The organism is Haemophilus sp. HMSC066A11, from assembly GCF_001811665.1.
GTDB lineage: Bacteria > Pseudomonadota > Gammaproteobacteria > Enterobacterales > Pasteurellaceae > Haemophilus > Haemophilus influenzae.
This window is the reverse complement of sequence record NZ_KV805866.1, coordinates 478,957-499,325: the sequence shown is the minus strand read 5'-3', so window position 1 is coordinate 499,325 and position 20,369 is coordinate 478,957. Positions and strand designations below refer to the sequence as shown.

Below are 20,369 nucleotides of genomic sequence, written 5' to 3'. Positions count from 1 at the left end.
TGCGAATTATACTGAAAAAATGCAGATAAACAAGCTCTATTTTCGTGTAAAATCATCAGCATTTTTAACCGCACTTTTCTTTTTATGTTAGCAAAATCTTCCATCAATGCGCCATTTGCCAAATCTGTTTTAGCTTGGTACGACAAGTTTGGACGCAAGCATTTACCTTGGCAGCAAAATAAAACGCTTTATGGTGTATGGCTTTCTGAAGTGATGTTGCAACAAACGCAAGTTGCGACGGTAATTCCTTATTTTGAGCGGTTTATCAAAACATTTCCAAATATCACCGCACTTGCCAATGCTTCACAAGATGAAGTGTTACATTTATGGACGGGCTTAGGCTATTATGCACGAGCGCGTAATTTACATAAAGCCGCTCAAAAAGTGCGGGATGAATTTAATGGAAATTTCCCGACAAATTTTGAGCAAGTTTGGGCGTTATCTGGAGTGGGACGTTCAACTGCTGGTGCCATTTTATCTTCTGTTTTAAATCAGCCTTATCCAATTTTAGATGGTAATGTTAAACGTGTGTTGGCGCGTTATTTTGCTATTGAGGGATGGAGTGGCGAGAAAAAAGTAGAAAATCGCTTGTGGACATTAACGGAGCAAGTTACACCTACGACGCGTGTGGCAGATTTTAACCAAGCAATGATGGACATTGGTGCAATGGTTTGCACGCGAACTAAGCCCAAATGCGATCTTTGTCCGTTAAATATAGATTGTTTGGCTTATAAAAATACAAACTGGGAAAAATTTCCAGCTAAAAAACCTAAAAAAGCGATGCCAGAAAAAACTACCTATTTTTTAATTTTGTCGAAAAATGGCAAAGTATGTTTGGAACAGCGAGAAAACTCAGGATTATGGGGCGGATTATTTTGTTTTCCACAATTTGAAGATAAATCCTCGTTGCTTCATTTTTTAGCCCAAGAAAAAGTCACGCATTATCAAGAATGGCCGAGTTTTCGACATACATTTAGCCATTTTCATTTAGATATTCATCCAATTTATGCTGAAATGGAGAGTACTTTATGCGTAGAGCAGGCTAATTTGGACTGGCGAAAAGTGATGGAAAGCACAAAAGAATATCAATCAAACCTATCAAGTGCGGTCAAATATTGGTATGATCCACAAAATCCTGAACCGATCGGGCTGGCTCAGCCTGTGAAAAATCTTTTAATACAATTTGTAAGGAATCATTATGGCAAGAACAGTATTTTGTGAATATCTCAAAAAAGAAGCGGAAGGCTTAGATTTTCAACTTTATCCAGGAGAGTTGGGGAAGCGTATTTTTGATTCAGTAAGTAAACAGGCTTGGGGCGAATGGATTAAGAAACAAACGATGCTTGTGAATGAAAAAAAACTTAATATGATGAATGCAGAGCACCGTAAATTATTAGAACAAGAAATGGTTAATTTTTTGTTTGAAGGTAAAGATGTTCATATTGAAGGTTATGTTCCACCATCAAATTAGTTATCTATCCTACAATGAAAAAATATTTATTATTGGCATTATTGCCTTTTTTGTATGCTTGTAGTAATTCATCGAATCAAGGTATTAACTATGATGAAGCCTTTGCTAAAGACACGCAAGGGTTAGATATTCTCACAGGGCAATTCTCGCATAATATTGACCGAATTTGGGGCGTAAATGAATTGTTAGTGGCAAGCCGTAAAGATTATGTGAAATATACAGATTCTTTTTATACGCGTAGCCATGTGAGTTTTGATGAAGGTAATATCGTTATTGAAACCCAGCAAGATTTAAATCGATTACATAATGCTATTGTTCATACCTTGTTAATGGGAGCGGATGCAAAAGGTATTGATTTATTTGCATCTGGTGATGTGCCGATTAGCTCTCGTCCATTTCTTTTGGGGCAGGTTGTAGATCATCAAGGGCAACAAATTGCTAATCAAGTTATCGCAAGTAATTTCGCCACTTATTTGATTCAAAATAAATTGCAAACACGTCGGTTACAGAATGGGCATACCGTGCAATTTGTCTCTGTTCCTATGATTGCAAACCACGTAGAAGTGCGTGCACGAAAATATTTACCATTAATTCGTAAAGCTGCACAACGTTATGGCATCGATGAAAGTTTGATTTTGGGCATTATGCAAACAGAATCAAGTTTTAACCCATATGCGATTAGCTACGCAAATGCTATTGGATTAATGCAAGTCGTGCCTCATACAGCAGGTCGAGATGTATTTGCAATGAAAGGCAAAGGTGGACAGCCATCAACGCGTTATTTATATGATCCTGCGAATAATATTGATGCTGGTGTGTCTTATTTATGGATTTTGCAAAATCAATATTTAGATGGAATTACGAATCCAACCTCAAAACGTTTTGCCATGATTTCTGCGTATAATAGTGGTGCAGGTGCAGTGTTACGTGTTTTTGATAATGATAAGGATACGGCGATTTACAAAATCAATCAAATGTATCCAGAACAAGTTTATCGCATTCTAACGACAGTTCACCCATCATCACAAGCACGCAATTATTTGTTGAAAGTTGATAAGGCACAGAAAAAATTCCGTGTTAGACGATAATTGAATTTTTTCAGATAATCAAAAATGCTCGCTGGCTAACACCATTGAGCATTTTTTATTAAAAAAGTGCGGCAAATTTTAAAATAGTTTTTTATTATTTCGTTGTTTTAATAAACATATTGATGATTAACTATTCAAATGAAATGTTTTTTCCATTTTTTTTGAATTTAGTTATTGACCGAAAACCGAAAAAATAGTTTAATACGCCCCGTTGTCAGGCAGTAGCCAATAACGATAACGCCTCGATAGCTCAGTCGGTAGAGCAGGGGATTGAAAATCCCCGTGTCGGTGGTTCGATTCCGCCTCGAGGCACCATTTCCTCCTTAGTTCAGTCGGTAGAACGGTGGACTGTTAATCCATATGTCGCAGGTTCGAGTCCCGCAGGAGGAGCCAAATTTAGAAAGGCCGCTAAAGAGATTTAGCGGCTTTTTGCTTTCTTATATATAAAATATATAATCTTCTCTAGTCTTGTAACTATAACTAGGCATCAAAATTCAAAATGGCGTATCAATGAGCGAGAGCCTTCTTATTTTTGATGTTAGCAAGCGACCTAAGTCGCTTGCGTTTAACTTAAAGAAGAAAAATGAATCGGCTTTTATTTTGGAATAGATTTATTTTTCACGATCGTCGATCGTTTGTAGCAAATAATTTCCCTCTGCATCAGCAAGACTGCGGAAACCTACATTCGTGATTTTGTAGGGATACTTTGTTCGATAAGTAAAGTTTTCGTGATGATGTCCGTGGAATACTAGCTTAACCCCCATCTTCATTGCCAAATCATTAATTACTTGGAAACCCATCGGATGTGGTTTAGGGGCTTCGTGACAAATCAACACATCTGCTTGTTGGTTTTCTAAGATTTCAATATCTGATGGAAAAATTGACGTGCGATGACGCAAAGGCACACCGCCTCGCCAAATCTTCTCCTGTGGGCTATATTGGCAATAATGAATAGGATCAAAAAACATGGGGCGATTTGGTGGCATCCAAATTTGCCCGCGGAATACACCGCCTAATCCCGCAATGCGAGTTCCTTGAATATCAACTACGCGATTGTGTAAATTGCGTGATTGCCACTTAGAACCCCAAATTGCATTAAAAGCACTAATAGTTTTGCTATCATGATTTCCATGAATAAACCAAATATCACAATGTTGTGCGAGTTTATCCAACTCATCTGCTGTCGTGAGCTGTAAATCGCCTAAAATTATCAGTGCGACATTTTCCTGTTCTTTTATAAAAGGGTAAATGTGATCATAGCTTCCGTGCGGATCACCAGCAAATAAAATCATTGAGATGTCCCTTTTATAGGAAAGGTTGTGTTTTGTAATTCACTGATTTCCTCTTCATTTAACACTTTCTCAATGACTGCTTTAACTTGGTTATAGCGATCAAGATAACTTGGTGATTCAATCTCTATATAAGGAACTTTATATTTATCTAACAGTTTTTTGAGTAGTTGTTGAAATTGTTGGCGTTGTTTTTGTGAGCCTAAGCTGCGCAAGCCATCATCCACCCATTCAGTATTGTTTTTAAGTAAAATAGTGACATCGAAGGGATATTCTTTAATCATTGAGTCTAAAAAAGGATGGGCTTTTCCTTCATATTGAATGCAGAATGCTTGCGTGGTAATGAAATCTGTATCAATAAATGCAATTTTATGAGAATGGCGCACGGCATAATCAATGTATCGTTGATGACCAAGCGCCATTTGCGGATAGTCAGAATATTGCATCGCTTGCTCGTCGCCACCGAGCTTTTCAAATACAAATTCACGCCCGTATTCCCACGCAGAAGTGGTATTAAATACGGCGGCTAACTTATTAACTAGCACGCTTTTACCACTGCTTTCTCCCCCTAAAATCGCCACCGTTTTGGCAAAGAAAGGACGAGCTTCTTTCGGAATAAACTTCCAATATTGGAATGGAGTGGTGCGAATTTTGGTTGCGGACACATTAAAGAAAGTGCGGTCAGGATCGACTAACGATACTTCTAAACCTAAGTATTTCTCGTAAGGCGCTTTATCTTGAGGCTCGCTACTAAATACGATTGAAGGTTCAAAATGTTTTTCATGAAATAGGGTTTTAACTGCTTCACTCCAAGATTGCCAGCCGTTTGGATAACTTGGAATACCGTCTTCAATCAAATGATGAATAAAAATCTGATTTTTTTGATATTTGAAAATTTGCTGCATCCAACGCAAACGATCTTGCACGGTTGGCATGCGTTTCATTTTACTATCGTAAAATAATTTCAAATCGCGCACAGTGTCACTACACACGATAACGTGTAGTTCATCGACTTTACTGAACGCTTCATAAATCATATTTATATGACCTGTGTGTACAGGATAAAATTTCCCGAAAATGACACCGACTTTTTTCTCTTTTGTTTTTGACATAATCTGCTCTTGATAGCGTAAGAATTGAGTGTGTTTATTGTAGGCTAAATGAAAATATTTTTCACGTTCTGATTTAGTGCCTAGGTATTTTGCGTTATACTTAGCTCGCATTCTCAGGGCAGGGTGAAATTCCCTACCGGTGGTAAAGCCCACGAGCGTTTAAAAGTGCGGTCAATTTTTGGCAAATTTTTCCTGCGAAATTGTCCTGATTTTCACTTTTAAAGTCAGCAGATTTGGTGAAATTCCAAAGCCGACAGTAAAGTCTGGATGAAAGAGAATAAAACGAGTTGGGTTCCCAAATCGTTTATTTTATTTGCATTTCTCAGCCCTGATTCTGGTATTTAATTGAAATCTCAAATTAGGAAATTACTATGAATCAGTCAATTTTATCTCCATTCGGCAACACCGCTGAAGAACGCGTACTTAATGCAATTAATGCCTTTAAAAATGGAACTGGCGTATTAGTTTTAGATGATGAAGATCGTGAAAATGAAGGCGATTTAATTTTCCCAGCAGAAACAATCACGCCAGAACAAATGGCAAAATTAATTCGTTATGGCAGTGGCATTGTTTGTTTATGCATTACTGATGAACGTTGCCAACAACTCAATTTACCGCCAATGGTAGAACACAATAATAGCGTAAACAAAACGGCTTTTACTGTAACGATTGAAGCCGCAAAAGGTGTTTCTACAGGCGTATCTGCCGCAGACCGAGTAACCACTATTCAAACGGCTATTGCTGATAATGCAGTTCCAACAGATTTACATCGTCCAGGCCATCTGTTCCCACTTCGTGCAGCAAATGGTGGCGTACTTACTCGTCGCGGACACACAGAAGCTTCCGTTGATTTAGCGCGTCTGGCAGGATTTAAAGAAGCAGGCGTTATTTGTGAAATCACGAATGACGACGGCACAATGGCGCGCACCCCCGAGATTGTAGAATTTGCGAAAAAATTTGGTTATTCGGTGCTAACCATTGAAGATTTAGTTGAATATCGTTTAGCACATAATATTTAAAACGAAGAAGTGCGGTGAAAATTTCTATGATTTTTTTACCGCACTTTTTATATTATACTGTTCCAACTTTTTATTTATTTGGGTTACTTATTATGCATAATGCAGCTCAGCACAATTATGTTATCAGTTTAACTACTGAACAAAAACGCCGAAAACATATTACAGACGAATTCGGTAAGCAGAATATTCCTTTCGAATTTTTTGATGCTATTACGCCCGACATTATTGAAGAAACCGCTAAAAAATTTAATATTACATTAGATCGCTCTCCTAAAGCCAAGTTGTCGGATGGGGAAATTGGTTGCGCATTAAGCCATATTGTTTTATGGGATTTAGCATTAGAAAATAATTTAAACTATATCAATATCTTTGAAGATGATATTCATTTGGGGGAAAATGCCAAAGAATTATTAGAAATTGATTATATTTCTGATGATATTCATGTTTTAAAATTAGAAGCAAATGGCAAGATGTTCTTTAAACAACCAAAATCTGTAAAATGCGATAGAAATGTTTATCCCATGACGGTAAAGCAATCTGGAACTGCTGGATATACTGTTACAGCAAAAGGGGCTAAATATTTGCTTGAATTAGTAAAAAATAAACCACTTGATGTGGCGGTTGACTCCCTTGTTTTTGAGGATTTTTTACATTTTAAAGATTATAAAATAGTACAACTTTCTCCTGGTATTTGCGTTCAAGATTTTGTGTTACATCCAGATAATCCTTTTGAAAGCAGTTTAAAAGAAGGGAGAGATAGAGTACATGGAAATCAACGCAAGTTTTCTATTTTAGAAAAAATAAAAAATGAATTTGGACGAGTAAAAATAAAAATGTTTGGAAAACAAGTTCCATTTAAATAACAAAAGTGCGGTTAAAAATCTTATTGAATTTTAACCGCACTTTTTTGTTTATTCTACTTCTGGTAAATTTACCGCACCTTTATAGCCTAATTGTCGCCACGCTTCATAAACCGTTACTGCGACAGAATTGGACAAGTTCATACTGCGGCTATTGGCTGTCATTGGAATGCGGATTTTTTGTTCCATCGGCATTTCATTTAAAATTGACATCGGAATGCCGCGAGTTTCGGGGCCAAACATTAAATAATCCCCAAGTTCAAATTTCACTTGGCTATGGGCTGGACTGCCTTTTGTTGTAAGTGCAAAAAGGCGTTTGGGTTTTTCGCTTTCTAAAAAGGCTTCAAAGGTTTTGTGGCGTTTGATTTCCGCAAATTCGTGATAATCCAAACCTGAGCGGCGTAAGCGTTTATCATCCCAAGTAAACCCTAGCGGTTCAATTAAGTGCAAGCGAAATCCTGTGTTGGCACAAAGGCGAATAATGTTCCCCGTATTTTGTGGGATTTCTGGTTCATATAAAACAATATCTAACATAATTTTTCTCTAATTCTGATATAAACGATAGCTCACCATTCCCGTCGTTTTTTCTTTCAATAACGTCCAGTTTTCAGGAGTAATAAGCGGTTTATCTTTCTCTGTTTCTACGTAAATTAACGCATTGGGTTTTAGCCAGTTATTTTCACAAAGCAAACTAATTGCTTGTTCTGCCAAATTAAAATGAAAGGGTGGATCTAAAAACACCACATCAAAGTGCGGTTGATTTTGTGGCTGTTTTAGAAAATCCAAACTACTTTGATTAATTACTTCAGCCTGTTCTGATGAGCATTTGAGTGTTTGTAAATTCTTTTTTAATTGATTGGCGACAGTTTTATCTAGTTCTAAAAAAGTCACTTTTTTCGCTTGGCGAGAAAGTGCTTCAAAACCTAATGAACCACTCCCCGCAAAGCCATCTAAACATACAGACTGATGAATATAAGGCATTAACCAATTAAAAAGCGTTTCTTTCACTCTATCGCCAGTTGGGCGTAAGCCTTCAGAATTTAATACGGGAAGTTTTCGCCCTCGCCACAGTCCAGCAATAATGCGAACTTCGCCCTTTGCATTTGGCGTTTGTATTTTTTTCATAAAGATTCGATTTTTATTGAAAATTGTGCTTAGTTTAGACGATTTTTTGCTAGAATAAACAACATTTTTATCGGATTACAGTTAAGAGAGCATTTTATGGCTGAAGAAAATAAAAAAGGCGGATTTTGGGCATCATTATTTGGGCGTAATAAAAAGCAAGATGAACCTAAAATTGAGCCAATAATTGAAGAAGAAAAGATAAAAGATATCGAGTCGTCTATTGAAAAACTTGAAACTCATGATTTAGTCGAAGAAGAAAAAATACAGGAAATTTCAACCGCACTTGAGCCAGTCGAAGAAATCATCGAAGCGAAAAAGTTAGAAGATGACCTTCAGCCTGTTGTTGAAATTGAAACTCGCGAAAAGCCAAGTGAAGGGGGCTTTTTTAGTCGTTTAGTTAAGGGGTTACTGAAAACTAAACAAAATATTGGTGCGGGTTTTCGTGGTTTTTTCTTAGGAAAGAAAATTGATGATGAGTTGTTTGAAGAATTAGAAGAACAACTGTTGATTGCGGATATTGGCGTGCCGACAACAAGTAAAATCATCAAAAATTTGACTGAACACGCAAGTCGCAAAGAATTACAAGATGCTGAGCTTTTATATCAACAATTAAAAGTAGAAATGGCAAATATTTTAGAGCCTGTAGCGAAACCGCTTGTGATCGATAATACGAAAAAACCTTATGTGATTTTGATGGTGGGTGTGAATGGCGTGGGTAAAACCACTACTATCGGCAAACTGGCGCGTAAATTTCAGGCTGAAGGAAAATCAGTGATGCTCGCAGCAGGTGATACTTTCCGCGCAGCGGCTGTTGAGCAGCTTCAAGTTTGGGGAGAACGCAATCATATTCCAGTTGTTGCGCAAAGCACGGGGTCTGATTCTGCGTCTGTGATTTTTGATGCGATGCAATCAGCGGCTGCACGCAATATTGATATTCTTATTGCGGATACGGCGGGTCGTTTACAAAATAAAAATAACTTAATGGACGAACTGAAAAAAATTGTTCGTGTTATGAAAAAATATGACGAAACTGCACCACATGAAATTATGCTTACGCTGGATGCTGGCACGGGACAAAATGCTATTAGCCAAGCGAAATTATTTAATGAAGCTGTGGGTTTAACAGGAATCTCTCTAACAAAATTAGATGGCACGGCAAAAGGTGGTGTGATTTTTGCCATAGCCGATCAGTTTAAGTTGCCTATTCGCTATATCGGTGTAGGCGAGAAAATTGAAGATTTACGTGAGTTTAATGCGAAAGAATTTATTGAGGCATTATTCATTCATGAAGAAGAATAAAAAGAATAAGGAAAAATTGTGATTAAGTTCTCAAATGTTTCTAAAGCCTATCATGGCGCAACACAGCCAGCGTTACAGGGCTTGAATTTTCATCTTCCGGTGGGAAGTATGACTTACTTGGTTGGGCATTCAGGCGCAGGGAAAAGTACATTACTCAAGCTTATTATGGGGATGGAAAAAGCCAACGCGGGTCAAATTTGGTTTAACGGGCATGATATTACTCGCTTGTCAAAATATGAAATTCCATTTCTGCGTCGCCAAATTGGTATGGTTCATCAAGATTATCGTTTATTAACAGATCGTACTGTAGTGGAAAATGTGGCATTGCCGTTGATTATTGCAGGTATGCATCCAAAAGATGCGAATACTCGAGCAATGGCATCTTTAGATCGTGTAGGATTGCGTAATAAAGCCCACTATTTGCCACCGCAAATTTCTGGCGGAGAACAGCAACGCGTGGATATTGCGCGTGCGATTGTGCATAAACCTCAACTCTTATTGGCAGATGAACCAACGGGTAATTTAGACGATGAACTTTCCGTGGGGATTTTTAATTTGTTTGAAGAATTTAATCGTCTAGGAATGACGGTGTTAATTGCTACTCACGACATTAATTTAATTCAACAAAAACCAAAACCTTGTCTTGTGCTTGAACAAGGTTATTTACGTTATTAAGGAATAATCATGAGCCGATCAACGGATGCATCTGTTTTTGTTCAAACAGCCTATACTTTGCGTGCAGTATGGGCGGATTTATGGCAACGTAAATTTGGCACGCTGCTCACGATTTTAGTGATTGCCGTTTCGCTTACGATCCCAACTGTGAGCTATTTAATGTGGAAAAATTTGCATTTAGCCACCACTCAATTTTATCCTGAAAGTGAATTGACTATTTATCTTCATAAAAATTTAAGTGAGGAAAACGCGAATTTAGTGGTAGAAAAAATCCGCCAGCAAAAAGGCGTAGAATCACTGAATTATGTTTCTCGTCAAGAAAGTTTAAAGGAATTTAAAAGCTGGTCTGGCTTTGGTGAAGAATTAGAAATTTTAGATGATAATCCATTGCCTGCGGTCGTTATTGTAAAACCGACGAGCGAATTTAATGTTTCAGAAAAACGTGACGAATTACGTACCAATTTAAATAAAATTAAAGGCGTGCAAGAAGTTCGCTTAGATAACGATTGGATGGAAAAATTAACCGCACTTTCATGGTTGATTGCCCATGTGGCAATTTTCTGCACTGTATTAATGACGATAGCGGTATTTTTAGTTATTGGTAACAGTATTCGCTCTGATGTGTACAGTAGCCGCTCAAGTATTGATGTGATGAAATTGCTTGGTGCAACAGATCAGTTTATCCTTCGTCCTTATCTTTATACAGGGATGATTTATGCCCTGTTAGGAGGGTTAGTTGCAGCAATTTTTAGTAGCTTTATTATCAGCTATTTTACTTCTGCGGTGAAATATGTAACGGATATTTTTGCCGTCCAATTCAGTTTGAATGGGTTAGGCGTTGGCGAATTTGTATTCTTATTAGTGTGCTGTTTAATTATGGGCTATGTTGGAGCGTGGATTTCTGCAAAACGGCATTTGTCGGTGTTAGATAATCGTTATTAATTGAAGGTGTTAAAGTGCGGTTATTGTTCAATATATTTTTTGAAAGAGAAATATGGAGAAAAATAACCACACTTTTTATTTGTTTTGAATAAATTCCTTGCAATTTGTTTAACTTTTGTGTAGCATTCATAAGCTTTCAATATGAGAGCCGTTTAATGTAATCATTTATTGAACGGGCATGACGATATGTCAGGCTAACAATGTTTCCGATTTGGAGACTATATAACAGGTAACTTGCACCTCCTTTTCTATTTTGAAGTTAGAATTGTGATTGGTGTTAGTTTTTTTATTAGCTAAATTTTATTGGAGCTCTGGTCTAATGCAGAACCAAAGAATCCGTATCCGCTTAAAAGCTTTCGATCACCGTTTGATCGATCAATCTACTGCGGAGATCGTAGAAACAGCTAAACGTACTGGTGCACAAGTTCGTGGTCCAATTCCTTTACCAACTCGTAAAGAGCGTTTCACCGTGTTGATTTCTCCACACGTAAACAAAGACGCACGTGACCAATACGAAATTCGTACTCACAAACGTTTAGTAGATATCGTAGAGCCAACAGAAAAAACTGTTGATGCATTAATGCGTTTAGATTTGGCTGCCGGCGTGGACGTGCAGATCAGCCTAGGTTAATTAAGAGGTTATTACAATGATTGGTTTAGTCGGTCGTAAAGTTGGTATGACCCGTATCTTCAATGAAGACGGCGTGTCAGTACCAGTTACCGTTATCGAAATTGAAGCCAACCGCGTAACTCAAGTTAAAACTCTTGAAAACGATGGCTATACTGCAGTTCAAGTTACTACTGGTTCTAAAAAAGCGAATCGTGTAACTAAACCTGAAGCAGGTCATTTCGTGAAAGCAGGTGTTGAAGCTGGTCGCGGTTTATGGGAATTTCGTACTGAAGGTGAAGAATTCACTTTAGGTCAAGAAATCAATGTAGACATCTTTGCAGATGTTAAAAAAGTAGATGTTACTGGTACTTCTAAAGGTAAAGGTTTCCAAGGTGGTGTTAAACGTTGGAACTTCCGTACTCAAGATGCTACACACGGTAACTCTTTATCACATCGTGTACTTGGTTCTATTGGTCAAAACCAAACTCCGGGTCGTGTGTTTAAAGGTAAAAAAATGGCAGGACATTTAGGTGCTGAACGTGTAACTGTTCAATCACTTGAAGTTGTTCGTGTAGATGCTGAGCGTAAATTGCTATTAGTAAAAGGTTCTGTACCTGGTGCTATCAATGGCGATGTTATCGTTAAGCCGGCAGTTAAAGCATAAGTCTAGGAGATAGAGATGGAATTACAAGTTGTAGGTGCAAACGCACTCACTGTTTCTGAAACTACCTTCGGACGTGAGTTTAACGAAGCGTTGATCCACCAAGTTGTTGTTGCTTATGCAGCAGGTGCACGTCAAGGTACTCGTGCGCAAAAAACTCGTGCTGAAGTGTCTGGTTCGGGTAAAAAACCTTGGCGTCAAAAAGGTACAGGTCGTGCTCGTGCTGGTGATATTAAATCACCAATCTGGCGTTCTGGTGGTACAACCTTCGCGGCTAAACCACAAGATCACAGCCAAAAAGTGAACAAGAAAATGTACCGTGGTGCTATCAAAAGCATTCTTTCTGAATTAGTTCGTCAAGACCGTTTGGTTGTGGTGGAAAAATTTGAATTAGATGCACCAAAAACTAAAGTTTTAGTACAAAAATTAAAAGGTTTAGCCGTTGAAGATGCGTTAATTATCACAGCAAGTTTAGATGAAAATCTATTCTTAGCCGCACGTAACTTATATAAAGTTGATGTACGTGATGTTCAAGGTATCGATCCAGTTAGCTTAATCGCTTTCGATAAAGTGATTGTTACTGTTGATGCTGTGAAACAAATTGAGGAGATCCTAGCATGAGTCAAGAACGTTTGCTAAGTGTGCTACGTGCACCGCACATCTCTGAAAAAGCAACTAACAATGCTGAAAAATCTAACACTGTTGTACTTAAAGTTGCTTTAGATGCGAACAAAGCTGAAATTGCTGCTGCGGTTGCTCAATTATTTGAAGTAAAAGTAGATTCAGTTCGTACTGTGGTTGTTAAAGGTAAAACTAAACGCCGTGGTAACAAAATGGGTCGTCGCAGCGACTGGAAAAAAGCTTATGTAACTTTAGCCGAAGGCCAAAACTTGGACTTCGTGGACAGTGCAGAGTAATCGGAGGAAATTAGAGAATGGCTATCGTTAAATGTAAGCCGACCTCCGCTGGTCGTCGTCACGTTGTTAAAATCGTGAACCCTGAATTACACAAGGGTAAACCTTACGCACCTCTTCTAGATACTAAATCTAAAACTGGTGGTCGTAACAACTATGGTCGTATTACTACTCGTCACATTGGTGGCGGTCACAAACAACACTACCGTTTAATAGATTTCAAACGTAACAAGTTAGACATTCCAGCGGTTGTTGAGCGTTTAGAATATGATCCAAACCGTTCTGCTAACATTGCTTTAGTGCTTTATAAAGATGGTGAACGCCGTTATATTTTAGCACCTAAAGGTTTGTCAGTAGGCGATCAAATCCAAGCTGGCATAAACTCACCAATTAAAGTGGGTAACTCATTACCAATGCGTAATATCCCAGTTGGTTCAACAGTACATAACGTTGAATTAAAACCAGGTAAAGGCGGTCAAATCGCTCGTTCTGCTGGTGCTTATGTACAAATCATCGCACGTGAAGGCAACTATGTAACTTTACGTTTACGTTCTGGCGAAATGCGTAAAGTATTAGCTGAATGTGTTGCTACAATCGGTGAAGTTGGTAACTCAGAACATATGCTTCGCGTATTGGGTAAAGCTGGTGCTAACCGCTGGAGAGGTATTCGCCCTACAGTTCGTGGTACTGCAATGAACCCAGTAGATCACCCACACGGTGGTGGTGAAGGTCGTAACTTTGGTAAACACCCAGTAACTCCTTGGGGCGTTCAAACTAAAGGTAAGAAAACTCGTCACAACAAACGTACTGATAAATATATCGTACGTCGTCGTGGCAAATAATAGATTAAATTAAAGAGGATTAGCCATGCCACGTTCTCTCAAGAAGGGTCCTTTCCTTGACCTACACTTGTTGAAGAAGGTAGAGAAGGCGGTGGAAAGCGGGGATAAAAAACCAATTAAAACTTGGTCCCGTCGTTCAATGATCATTCCATCAATGATCGGATTGACCATCGCAGTCCATAATGGTCGTCAGCACGTTCCTGTTTATGTATCTGATGAAATGATCGGTCATAAGCTTGGTGAATTTGCACCGACTCGTACATACCGCGGTCACGCGGCAGATAAGAAAGCTAAGAAATAAGAGGTAAATAGATGGAAACTATCGCAAAACATCGTTACGCTCGCACTTCTGCCCAAAAAGCTCGCTTAGTTGCCGATTTAATTCGTGGTAAAAAAGTTGCGCAAGCATTAGAAATTTTAACTTTCACTAACAAAAAAGCAGCAGCTTTAGTGAAGAAAGTTTTAGAATCAGCTATTGCAAACGCAGAGCACAATGACGGTGCAGATATTGATGATCTTAAAGTTGCTAAAATCTTCGTTGATGAAGGTCCTAGCATGAAACGTGTTATGCCACGTGCTAAAGGTCGTGCAGATCGTATTTTAAAACGTACTAGCCACATTACTGTGGTTGTGTCAGATCGTTAATAAGTAGAGGAATAGCAATGGGTCAAAAAGTACATCCACATGGTATTCGCCTAGGTATTGTTAAACCTTGGAGCTCTACTTGGTTCGCGAATACACAAGACTTCGCTGACAATCTTGAAGGCGATTTCAAAGTACGCAAATTCTTAAATAAAGAATTAGCAAATGCTTCAGTTTCACGTATTACTATTGAGCGTCCAGCTAAAAGTATTCGTGTAACTATTCACACAGCTCGTCCTGGTATCGTAATCGGTAAAAAAGGCGAAGATGTTGAAAAATTACGTAACGCAGTGTCTAAAATCGCTGGCGTTCCTGCTCAAATCAACATTGCTGAAGTGAAAAAACCTGAATTAGATGCGAAATTAGTTGCAGATAGCATCGCTTCTCAATTAGAACGTCGTGTAATGTTTCGTCGTGCAATGAAACGTGCGGTACAAAGCGCTATGCGTTTAGGTGCTAAAGGTATCAAAGTTGAGGTTAGCGGTCGTTTAGGTGGTGCAGAAATCGCACGTTCAGAATGGTATCGTGAAGGTCGCGTACCTCTACATACTCTTCGTGCGGACATCGATTATAACACTGCAGAAGCTCACACAACTTACGGCGTAATCGGCGTTAAAGTGTGGATCTTCAAAGGTGAAATTCTTGGTGGAATGGCTGCCGTTGCGCAATCAGAACAACAACCTGCCGACAAGCCTAAAAAGGCTCCTCGCGGTAAAGGTCGTAAGTAAGGAGAAACGCTAAATGTTGCAACCAAAACGTACAAAATTCCGTAAAGTTCACAAAGGCCGCAACCGTGGTATCGCGAGCGGTACTGAAGTTAGTTTCGGTACTTACGGTTTAAAAGCAGTTGGTCGTTGTCGTTTAACCGCTCGTCAAATCGAAGCGGCACGTCGTGCAATGTCACGTGCAGTAAAACGTCAAGGTAAAATCTGGATTCGTGTATTCCCAGATAAACCAATTACTGAAAAACCATTAGAAGTCCGTATGGGTAAAGGTAAAGGTAACGTTGAGTACTGGGTAGCCTTAATCCAACCGGGTAAAGTGCTTTATGAAATGGATGGTGTGTCTGAAGAAGTAGCAAGAAACGCATTTGCATTAGCAGCTGCTAAATTGCCAGTTAAGACCACTTTCGTAACTAAGACGGTGATGTAATGAAAGCTCAAGATTTACGTACAAAAAGTGTTGAAGAGCTGAATGCTGAATTAGTAAACCTTTTAGGTGAACAATTCAAGTTGCGTATGCAGACAGCCACCGGTCAGCTTCAACAAACCCATCAGGCTAAACAAGTGCGTCGTGATATTGCACGTGTAAAAACTGTATTAACCGAAAAGGCGGGTGAGTAATGACTGATAAAATTCGTAGCGTACAAGGTAAAGTTGTTAGCGACAAAATGGAAAAATCTTTCGTTGTTGCTATTGAACGTAAGGTAAAACACCCTTTATATGGTAAATTTATCCGTCGTACAACTAAATTACACGTACACGATGAGAACAATGAAGCCAAAGTTGGTGATACCGTAGAGATTCGCGAATGTCGCCCTCTATCAAAAACCAAATCTTGGACTTTAGTTCGTGTTGTTGAAAAAGCAGTTATTGCTTAATTAATAACAAAGAGTAATAAAATAAAAGCCAATAGTGTAAATCTATTGGCTTTTTTGTTTTTAAAGTGCGGTTAAAATTCAATGAATTTTAACCGCACTTTTTCTTTTAGGTGTTATTGACATAACACCTAAACAAATACTGAAAAAAATATTTTTAATAATGGTACTTAAGAGAAATTTCTGAAGATCTTGGTTTTGAATATTCTGATGAGTGGAATACTCGTTATTTTGGTCATAGATTAATTAATTTCATCAACGGCGTTGATACCCGTAAAGAAACGATAAAATTAGCAGAGGATAAATTCCCAGAAGAACTTATCAATGATACAGATACTATTGGGAATATTTCTAATGAAGATTGGGATTGGTGGTGCCATTTATCTGATACAATGAAGTATATATTAATACATGATCTTCCTTATCAAGAAGAGGAGATTGGCATCACAGAGTTTTATGATGAAAATGATTTGGATACAGAAGCAGATATATATGATCGAGAGACTTTTGGAATCTTATTAGGAGAATATGTAGCAGGATTATATTTGTTAGATGATACTTTTATAGAGCCAGTGCTTGATAATATAAATATTCCTAACAATGTTTATAGTACAAATATATTTGCTATTCATTATGTTGCAAAGCATATTTTGGGTATTAAAGATCTAGATAAACGTTTAAAATCTGGTGATATTGAATTAGTTCGTGAATTAGGAGAAGTAACAATTGGTGGTAAGGAGAAGTATTTTTACTCTTTTGCAACTAAATATTGTAGTCATCATAATCCAATTGCTTTCCCAATTTATGATAGCTATGTGGAGCAAGTTCTCCTCTATTTTAATAAAGTAGATAAATTTTCAGCCTTTAAAAGGAAAGATTTAAAAAATTACAGAAAATTTAAAGAGGTTTTGATAGATTTTCAAAGATTTTATAAATTAGACAGATTTAATTTAAAAGAACTCGATCGGTATCTTTGGCTTTTAGGCAAGGAAATTTTCCCAAAATCTAAAAACTGATGAATTTATCTAAGGTAAGAGAAGAGAGCATTTCATTTTTTCTGCAGTTTATTTTTCATTCGATAAATTTTTGAGAGGATGAGGATATTTTTATAATTCCAAAAGTGCGGTAAATTTTAACTGGATTATATTAGTAAATAGATCAATAAGAGGAAGCTAAATTATCATTGCCTTTCTCTTTTTCTTTTGATAAAATCCGCCGCCTATCTGCCATTCTATCTGAATAGTGTGGATGGGTTCGTCCCGAAAGGGTGTTTTTTTAATCTTAACGGAGCACTAATATGATCCAAGAACAGACTATGCTGGATGTTGCTGATAATTCAGGCGCTCGCAGCGTAATGTGTATCAAGGTTCTAGGTGGATCGCACCGTCGTTATGCTGCGATTGGTGACATCATCAAAATTACTGTAAAAGAAGCAATTCCACGCGGTAAAGTAAAAAAAGGTGATGTATTAAAAGCAGTTGTTGTGCGCACCAAGAAGGGTGTTCGTCGCCCAGATGGCTCAGTTATTCGTTTCGATGGTAACGCTTGTGTAATTTTAAATAATAACACTGAGCAACCAATCGGTACTCGTATTTTTGGACCAGTGACTCGTGAACTTCGTTCTGAGAAATTCATGAAGATCATTTCTTTAGCTCCAGAAGTACTGTAAGGGGAATGTAATGGCTGCTAAAATCCGTCAAAATGATGAAGTAATTGTTCTTACTGGTAAAGATAAGGGCAAGCGTGGTAAGGTAACTAAAGTGTTACCAAACGGTAAAGTGTTTGTTGAAGGTATCAACATCATTACTAAACATGAAAAACCAGTTCCTGCATTAGGAAAAGCTGGTGGTTTAGTGAAAAAAGAAGCTGCAATTGACGCTTCAAATGTTGCGATTTTCAATCCTAAAACAAATAAAGCTGACCGTGTAGGTTTTAGATTCGAAGACGGCAAAAAAGTACGTTTCTTCAAATCTAACAATGAAATTATCTAACAAACTGGAGTAATGCGATGGCGAAACTGCATGATTACTACAGAGATCAAGTAGTAAGCGAATTAAAAAATAAATTCGGCTACAAATCTGTCATGCAAGTCCCACGAATCGAAAAGATTACCCTGAATATGGGTGTGGGTGAAGCATTGACCGACAAAAAATTGCTAGACAACGCAGTAGCGGACTTAGCAGCAATCAGCGGTCAAAAACCTTTAGTAACTAAAGCTCGTAAATCTGTTGCTGGCTTTAAAATCCGTCAGGGATATCCAATCGGTTGTAAAGTAACACTACGCGGTGAGCGTATGTGGGAGTTCTTTGAACGTTTGATTACAATTGCTGTTCCACGTATTCGTGACTTCCGCGGCTTAAGTGCGAAATCATTCGATGGTCGTGGTAACTATAGCATGGGTGTGCGTGAACAAATCATCTTCCCTGAAATCGATTACGATAAAGTAGATCGTGTACGTGGTTTAGATATCACTATCACAACTACTGCTAAGAATGATGAAGAAGGTCAAGCACTACTTGCTGCCTTTAATTTCCCATTCCGTAAATAAGGCAGGTTATAATGGCTAAACAATCAATGAAAGCACGCGATGTAAAACGCGTTAAATTGGCTGAAAAATTCTACGCAAAACGTGTTGAATTAAAGAAAATCATTTCTGATGTCAATGCCTCTGATGAAGATCGTTGGGATGCAGTGTTAAAGTTACAAACTTTACCACGTGATTCTAGCCCATCTCGTCAACGTAACCGTTGCCGCCAAACTGGACGTCCTCATGGCGTTTTACGTAAGTTTGGTTTAAGCCGAATTAAGGTTCGTGAAGCTGCAATGCGCGGTGAAATCCCAGGCCTTAAAAAAGCGAGCTGGTAATATACCACTTTATTTTGGAATCGGAGAAAAAGTACAATGAGTATGCAAGATCCAATCGCAGATATGCTGACCCGTATTCGTAACGGTCAAGCTGCGAACAAAGTTGCAATCAATATGCCTTCTTCCAAGCTAAAAGTGGCAATTGCCAACGTATTAGCTGCTGAAGGTTATATCGAAAGCGTAAAAGTTTTAGAAGGTGCTAAACCTGAATTGGAAATTACTTTAAAATATTTCCAAGGCAAACCAGTTGTAGAAAGCATCCAACGTGTAAGTCGTCCTGGTCTTCGTATTTACAAACGTAAAGATGAATTACCAAAAGTTATGGGCGGTTTAGGTGTTGCAGTTATTTCTACATCTAAAGGTGTTATGACTGACCGTGCTGCTCGTCAAGCAGGTTTAGGCGGTGAGATCATCTGTTATGTAGCTTAATAGAGGGGTAGGAAAATGTCTCGTGTTGCAAAGGCACCTGTTAATATTCCTGCCGGCGTTGAAGTTAAACTCGACGGTCAGCTATTAACAGTAAAAGGTAAAAATGGCGAGTTATCTCGCAAAATTCATGAATCAGTTGAAGTAAAACAAGATAACGGACAATTTACGTTCACTCCACGTGAAGGTTTTGTTGAAGCAAATGCTCAATCGGGTACTGCACGTGCATTAGTTAATGCAATGGTTATCGGTGTTACTGAAGGTTTCACTAAAAAATTAGTATTGGTGGGTGTAGGTTACAGAGCTCAACTTAAAGGTAACGCAATTGCATTAAGTTTAGGCTATTCTCACCCAGTAGAGCACACTTTGCCGGTAGGTATTACTGCAGAATGTCCATCTCAAACCGAAATCGTGTTGAAAGGTGCAGACAAACAGTTGATCGGTCAAGTTGCAGCAGATATTCGTGCTTATCGCCGTCCTGAGCCTTATAAAGGTAAAGGGGTACGTTACGCTGATGAAGTGGTACGTATCAAAGAGGCTAAGAAGAAATAATTAAGGTAACACTATGGATAAGAAATCAGCTCGTATCCGTCGTGCAGCTCGTGCACGTCATATGATGAGAGAGCAAGGTGTAACTCGTTTAGTTATTCACCGCACTCCACGTCATATTTATGCACAAGTTATTGCACCAAACGGTTCAGAAGTGCTTGCCGCTGCTTCAACTGTTGAGAAAGCAATTCGTGAGCAAGTAAAATACACCGGTAATAAAGATGCTGCTGCAGCAGTAGGTAAAGCTGTTGCAGAACGTGCATTAGCAAAAGGCGTTCAAGCTGTTGCTTTTGATCGTTCCGGTTTTAAATATCATGGTCGTGTCCAAACTTTAGCGGACGCTGCACGTGAAGCTGGTCTACAGTTCTAATGAGGTAAATTGA

At 38.4% G+C, this 20,369-nt stretch carries 30 protein-coding genes, 2 tRNA genes, 1 pseudogene and 1 riboswitch; of the genes and pseudogenes, 29 read left to right on the top strand and 4 right to left on the bottom strand.

All coding sequences use genetic code 11. The annotated features are described in order from the left end of the window. Positions 1-84 precede the first annotated feature (84 nt). The 5 genes from mutY (at position 85) to HMPREF2813_RS05450 (ending at position 2,952) form a co-directional block, all read left to right on the top strand. Positions 85-1,221 (top strand): A/G-specific adenine glycosylase, encoded by a 1,137-nt coding sequence (mutY, locus tag HMPREF2813_RS05470; protein ID WP_005655543.1) that lies wholly within the window; start codon positions 85-87, stop codon positions 1,219-1,221. After that, on the top strand, positions 1,199-1,471 hold the full coding sequence (locus HMPREF2813_RS05465) for an oxidative damage protection protein (protein WP_005648477.1): 273 nt from the start codon (positions 1,199-1,201) through the stop codon (positions 1,469-1,471). Before mutY ends, HMPREF2813_RS05465 begins: the two co-directional genes overlap by 23 nt. Positions 1,472-1,485: 14 nt before the next feature. After that, entirely contained in the window at positions 1,486-2,559 is a 1,074-nt protein-coding gene (gene mltC / locus HMPREF2813_RS05460; RefSeq protein WP_005648474.1) for a membrane-bound lytic murein transglycosylase MltC, read from the top strand. 239 nt (positions 2,560-2,798) lie between these two features. Further along, positions 2,799-2,874 (top strand) — tRNA-Phe (locus tag HMPREF2813_RS05455). 2 nt (positions 2,875-2,876) lie between these two features. After that, a tRNA-Asn gene (locus tag HMPREF2813_RS05450) sits at positions 2,877-2,952 on the top strand. A 218-nt stretch (positions 2,953-3,170) separates the two neighbouring features. Here the strand turns inward: HMPREF2813_RS05450 and HMPREF2813_RS05445 are convergent. Then, positions 3,171-3,851, bottom strand: a complete 681-nt coding sequence (locus tag HMPREF2813_RS05445) for a metallophosphoesterase family protein (protein WP_005655549.1) — start codon at positions 3,849-3,851, stop codon at positions 3,171-3,173. Next, positions 3,848-5,089 (bottom strand): annotated as a pseudogene (gene nadR / locus HMPREF2813_RS05440) (multifunctional transcriptional regulator/nicotinamide-nucleotide adenylyltransferase/ribosylnicotinamide kinase NadR); the annotation flags it as partial. The gene HMPREF2813_RS05445 and the pseudogene nadR, both read right to left, overlap by 4 nt. Beyond that, positions 5,066-5,243, top strand: a riboswitch (FMN riboswitch). Its footprint overlaps the pseudogene before it by 24 nt. 88 nt (positions 5,244-5,331) lie before the next feature. Here nadR and ribB point away from each other — a divergent pair. Then, positions 5,332-5,979, top strand: a complete 648-nt coding sequence (gene ribB, locus HMPREF2813_RS05435) for a 3,4-dihydroxy-2-butanone-4-phosphate synthase (protein WP_014551076.1) — start codon at positions 5,332-5,334, stop codon at positions 5,977-5,979. A 26-nt stretch (positions 5,980-6,005) separates the two neighbouring features. Next, positions 6,006-6,842, top strand: coding sequence for a glycosyltransferase family 25 protein (locus HMPREF2813_RS05430; protein WP_014551075.1), 837 nt, complete (start codon positions 6,006-6,008; stop codon positions 6,840-6,842). Between the two features lie 48 nt (positions 6,843-6,890). Here HMPREF2813_RS05430 and trmL read toward each other — a convergent pair whose 3' ends face one another. Next, positions 6,891-7,373: a tRNA (uridine(34)/cytosine(34)/5-carboxymethylaminomethyluridine(34)-2'-O)-methyltransferase TrmL gene (trmL, locus tag HMPREF2813_RS05425; RefSeq protein WP_005666214.1), complete on the bottom strand. Its 483-nt coding sequence runs from the start codon at positions 7,371-7,373 to the stop codon at positions 6,891-6,893. A 9-nt stretch (positions 7,374-7,382) separates the two neighbouring features. Continuing rightward, the gene (rsmD, locus tag HMPREF2813_RS05420) at positions 7,383-7,964 is read right to left on the bottom strand and encodes a 16S rRNA (guanine(966)-N(2))-methyltransferase RsmD (RefSeq protein WP_014551074.1); all 582 of its coding nucleotides are present in this window, start codon (positions 7,962-7,964) and stop codon (positions 7,383-7,385) included. A gap of 96 nt (positions 7,965-8,060) precedes the next feature. On the opposite strand from rsmD, the gene ftsY reads away from it, so the two are divergent. The 22 genes from ftsY to rplR all read left to right on the top strand — a co-directional run bounded on the left by ftsY (position 8,061) and on the right by rplR (position 20,356). After that, positions 8,061-9,263 carry a signal recognition particle-docking protein FtsY gene (gene ftsY / locus HMPREF2813_RS05415; protein ID WP_014551073.1) on the top strand — a complete coding sequence of 401 codons (1,203 nt, stop codon included), beginning with the start codon at positions 8,061-8,063 and terminating at the stop codon, positions 9,261-9,263. 18 nt (positions 9,264-9,281) lie between these two features. After that, positions 9,282-9,938 (top strand): cell division ATP-binding protein FtsE, encoded by a 657-nt coding sequence (ftsE, locus tag HMPREF2813_RS05410; RefSeq protein ID WP_005648452.1) that lies wholly within the window; start codon positions 9,282-9,284, stop codon positions 9,936-9,938. A gap of 9 nt (positions 9,939-9,947) precedes the next feature. Next, positions 9,948-10,880 (top strand): permease-like cell division protein FtsX, encoded by a 933-nt coding sequence (gene ftsX, locus HMPREF2813_RS05405; protein WP_014551072.1) that lies wholly within the window; start codon positions 9,948-9,950, stop codon positions 10,878-10,880. A gap of 319 nt (positions 10,881-11,199) precedes the next feature. Further along, complete coding sequence (gene rpsJ / locus HMPREF2813_RS05400; protein WP_001181005.1) at positions 11,200-11,511, top strand: 30S ribosomal protein S10; 312 nt, start codon at positions 11,200-11,202, stop codon at positions 11,509-11,511. A gap of 16 nt (positions 11,512-11,527) precedes the next feature. Continuing rightward, positions 11,528-12,154 carry a 50S ribosomal protein L3 gene (gene rplC / locus HMPREF2813_RS05395; RefSeq protein ID WP_005632753.1) on the top strand — a complete coding sequence of 209 codons (627 nt, stop codon included), beginning with the start codon at positions 11,528-11,530 and terminating at the stop codon, positions 12,152-12,154. A gap of 15 nt (positions 12,155-12,169) precedes the next feature. Next, positions 12,170-12,772, top strand: a complete 603-nt coding sequence (gene rplD, locus HMPREF2813_RS05390; RefSeq protein ID WP_014551071.1) for a 50S ribosomal protein L4 — start codon at positions 12,170-12,172, stop codon at positions 12,770-12,772. After that, positions 12,769-13,068 carry a 50S ribosomal protein L23 gene (gene rplW / locus HMPREF2813_RS05385; protein ID WP_005632756.1) on the top strand — a complete coding sequence of 100 codons (300 nt, stop codon included), beginning with the start codon at positions 12,769-12,771 and terminating at the stop codon, positions 13,066-13,068. Before rplD ends, rplW begins: the two co-directional genes overlap by 4 nt. Before the next feature lie 17 nt (positions 13,069-13,085). Next, positions 13,086-13,907: a 50S ribosomal protein L2 gene (rplB, locus tag HMPREF2813_RS05380; protein WP_005652371.1), complete on the top strand. Its 822-nt coding sequence runs from the start codon at positions 13,086-13,088 to the stop codon at positions 13,905-13,907. A 25-nt stretch (positions 13,908-13,932) separates the two neighbouring features. Further along, positions 13,933-14,208, top strand: coding sequence for a 30S ribosomal protein S19 (rpsS, locus tag HMPREF2813_RS05375; RefSeq protein WP_005539416.1), 276 nt, complete (start codon positions 13,933-13,935; stop codon positions 14,206-14,208). Between the two features lie 11 nt (positions 14,209-14,219). Further along, positions 14,220-14,552, top strand: a complete 333-nt coding sequence (rplV, locus tag HMPREF2813_RS05370) for a 50S ribosomal protein L22 (RefSeq protein ID WP_005625897.1) — start codon at positions 14,220-14,222, stop codon at positions 14,550-14,552. A gap of 17 nt (positions 14,553-14,569) precedes the next feature. Beyond that, positions 14,570-15,277, top strand: a complete 708-nt coding sequence (gene rpsC, locus HMPREF2813_RS05365; protein ID WP_005625894.1) for a 30S ribosomal protein S3 — start codon at positions 14,570-14,572, stop codon at positions 15,275-15,277. Between the two features lie 13 nt (positions 15,278-15,290). Next, on the top strand, positions 15,291-15,701 hold the full coding sequence (rplP, locus tag HMPREF2813_RS05360) for a 50S ribosomal protein L16 (RefSeq protein ID WP_005648425.1): 411 nt from the start codon (positions 15,291-15,293) through the stop codon (positions 15,699-15,701). Continuing rightward, on the top strand, positions 15,701-15,892 hold the full coding sequence (rpmC, locus tag HMPREF2813_RS05355) for a 50S ribosomal protein L29 (protein WP_005625888.1): 192 nt from the start codon (positions 15,701-15,703) through the stop codon (positions 15,890-15,892). The genes rplP and rpmC overlap by 1 nt, the downstream gene beginning before the upstream one ends. Further along, positions 15,892-16,149, top strand: a complete 258-nt coding sequence (gene rpsQ / locus HMPREF2813_RS05350; protein ID WP_005625886.1) for a 30S ribosomal protein S17 — start codon at positions 15,892-15,894, stop codon at positions 16,147-16,149. Before rpmC ends, rpsQ begins: the two co-directional genes overlap by 1 nt. A 389-nt stretch (positions 16,150-16,538) precedes the next feature. Continuing rightward, a complete protein-coding gene (locus HMPREF2813_RS05345; protein ID WP_014551070.1) occupies positions 16,539-17,162 on the top strand; it encodes a hypothetical protein in 624 nt (207 codons plus the stop codon). Between the two features lie 281 nt (positions 17,163-17,443). Next, positions 17,444-17,815, top strand: coding sequence for a 50S ribosomal protein L14 (gene rplN, locus HMPREF2813_RS05340; RefSeq protein WP_005548786.1), 372 nt, complete (start codon positions 17,444-17,446; stop codon positions 17,813-17,815). Between the two features lie 10 nt (positions 17,816-17,825). Continuing rightward, the gene (gene rplX, locus HMPREF2813_RS05335; protein WP_005635734.1) at positions 17,826-18,137 is read left to right on the top strand and encodes a 50S ribosomal protein L24; all 312 of its coding nucleotides are present in this window, start codon (positions 17,826-17,828) and stop codon (positions 18,135-18,137) included. Positions 18,138-18,154: 17 nt separating this feature from the next. Then, positions 18,155-18,694 carry a 50S ribosomal protein L5 gene (rplE, locus tag HMPREF2813_RS05330; RefSeq protein WP_005625881.1) on the top strand — a complete coding sequence of 180 codons (540 nt, stop codon included), beginning with the start codon at positions 18,155-18,157 and terminating at the stop codon, positions 18,692-18,694. Positions 18,695-18,705: 11 nt separating this feature from the next. After that, complete coding sequence (gene rpsN / locus HMPREF2813_RS05325) at positions 18,706-19,011, top strand: 30S ribosomal protein S14 (protein ID WP_005625879.1); 306 nt, start codon at positions 18,706-18,708, stop codon at positions 19,009-19,011. A gap of 36 nt (positions 19,012-19,047) precedes the next feature. Beyond that, complete coding sequence (gene rpsH / locus HMPREF2813_RS05320; protein ID WP_005625877.1) at positions 19,048-19,440, top strand: 30S ribosomal protein S8; 393 nt, start codon at positions 19,048-19,050, stop codon at positions 19,438-19,440. Positions 19,441-19,455: 15 nt separating this feature from the next. Next, the gene (gene rplF / locus HMPREF2813_RS05315; RefSeq protein WP_005655593.1) at positions 19,456-19,989 is read left to right on the top strand and encodes a 50S ribosomal protein L6; all 534 of its coding nucleotides are present in this window, start codon (positions 19,456-19,458) and stop codon (positions 19,987-19,989) included. 13 nt (positions 19,990-20,002) lie between these two features. Then, on the top strand, positions 20,003-20,356 hold the full coding sequence (gene rplR, locus HMPREF2813_RS05310) for a 50S ribosomal protein L18 (RefSeq protein ID WP_005625873.1): 354 nt from the start codon (positions 20,003-20,005) through the stop codon (positions 20,354-20,356). Positions 20,357-20,369 lie beyond the last annotated feature (13 nt).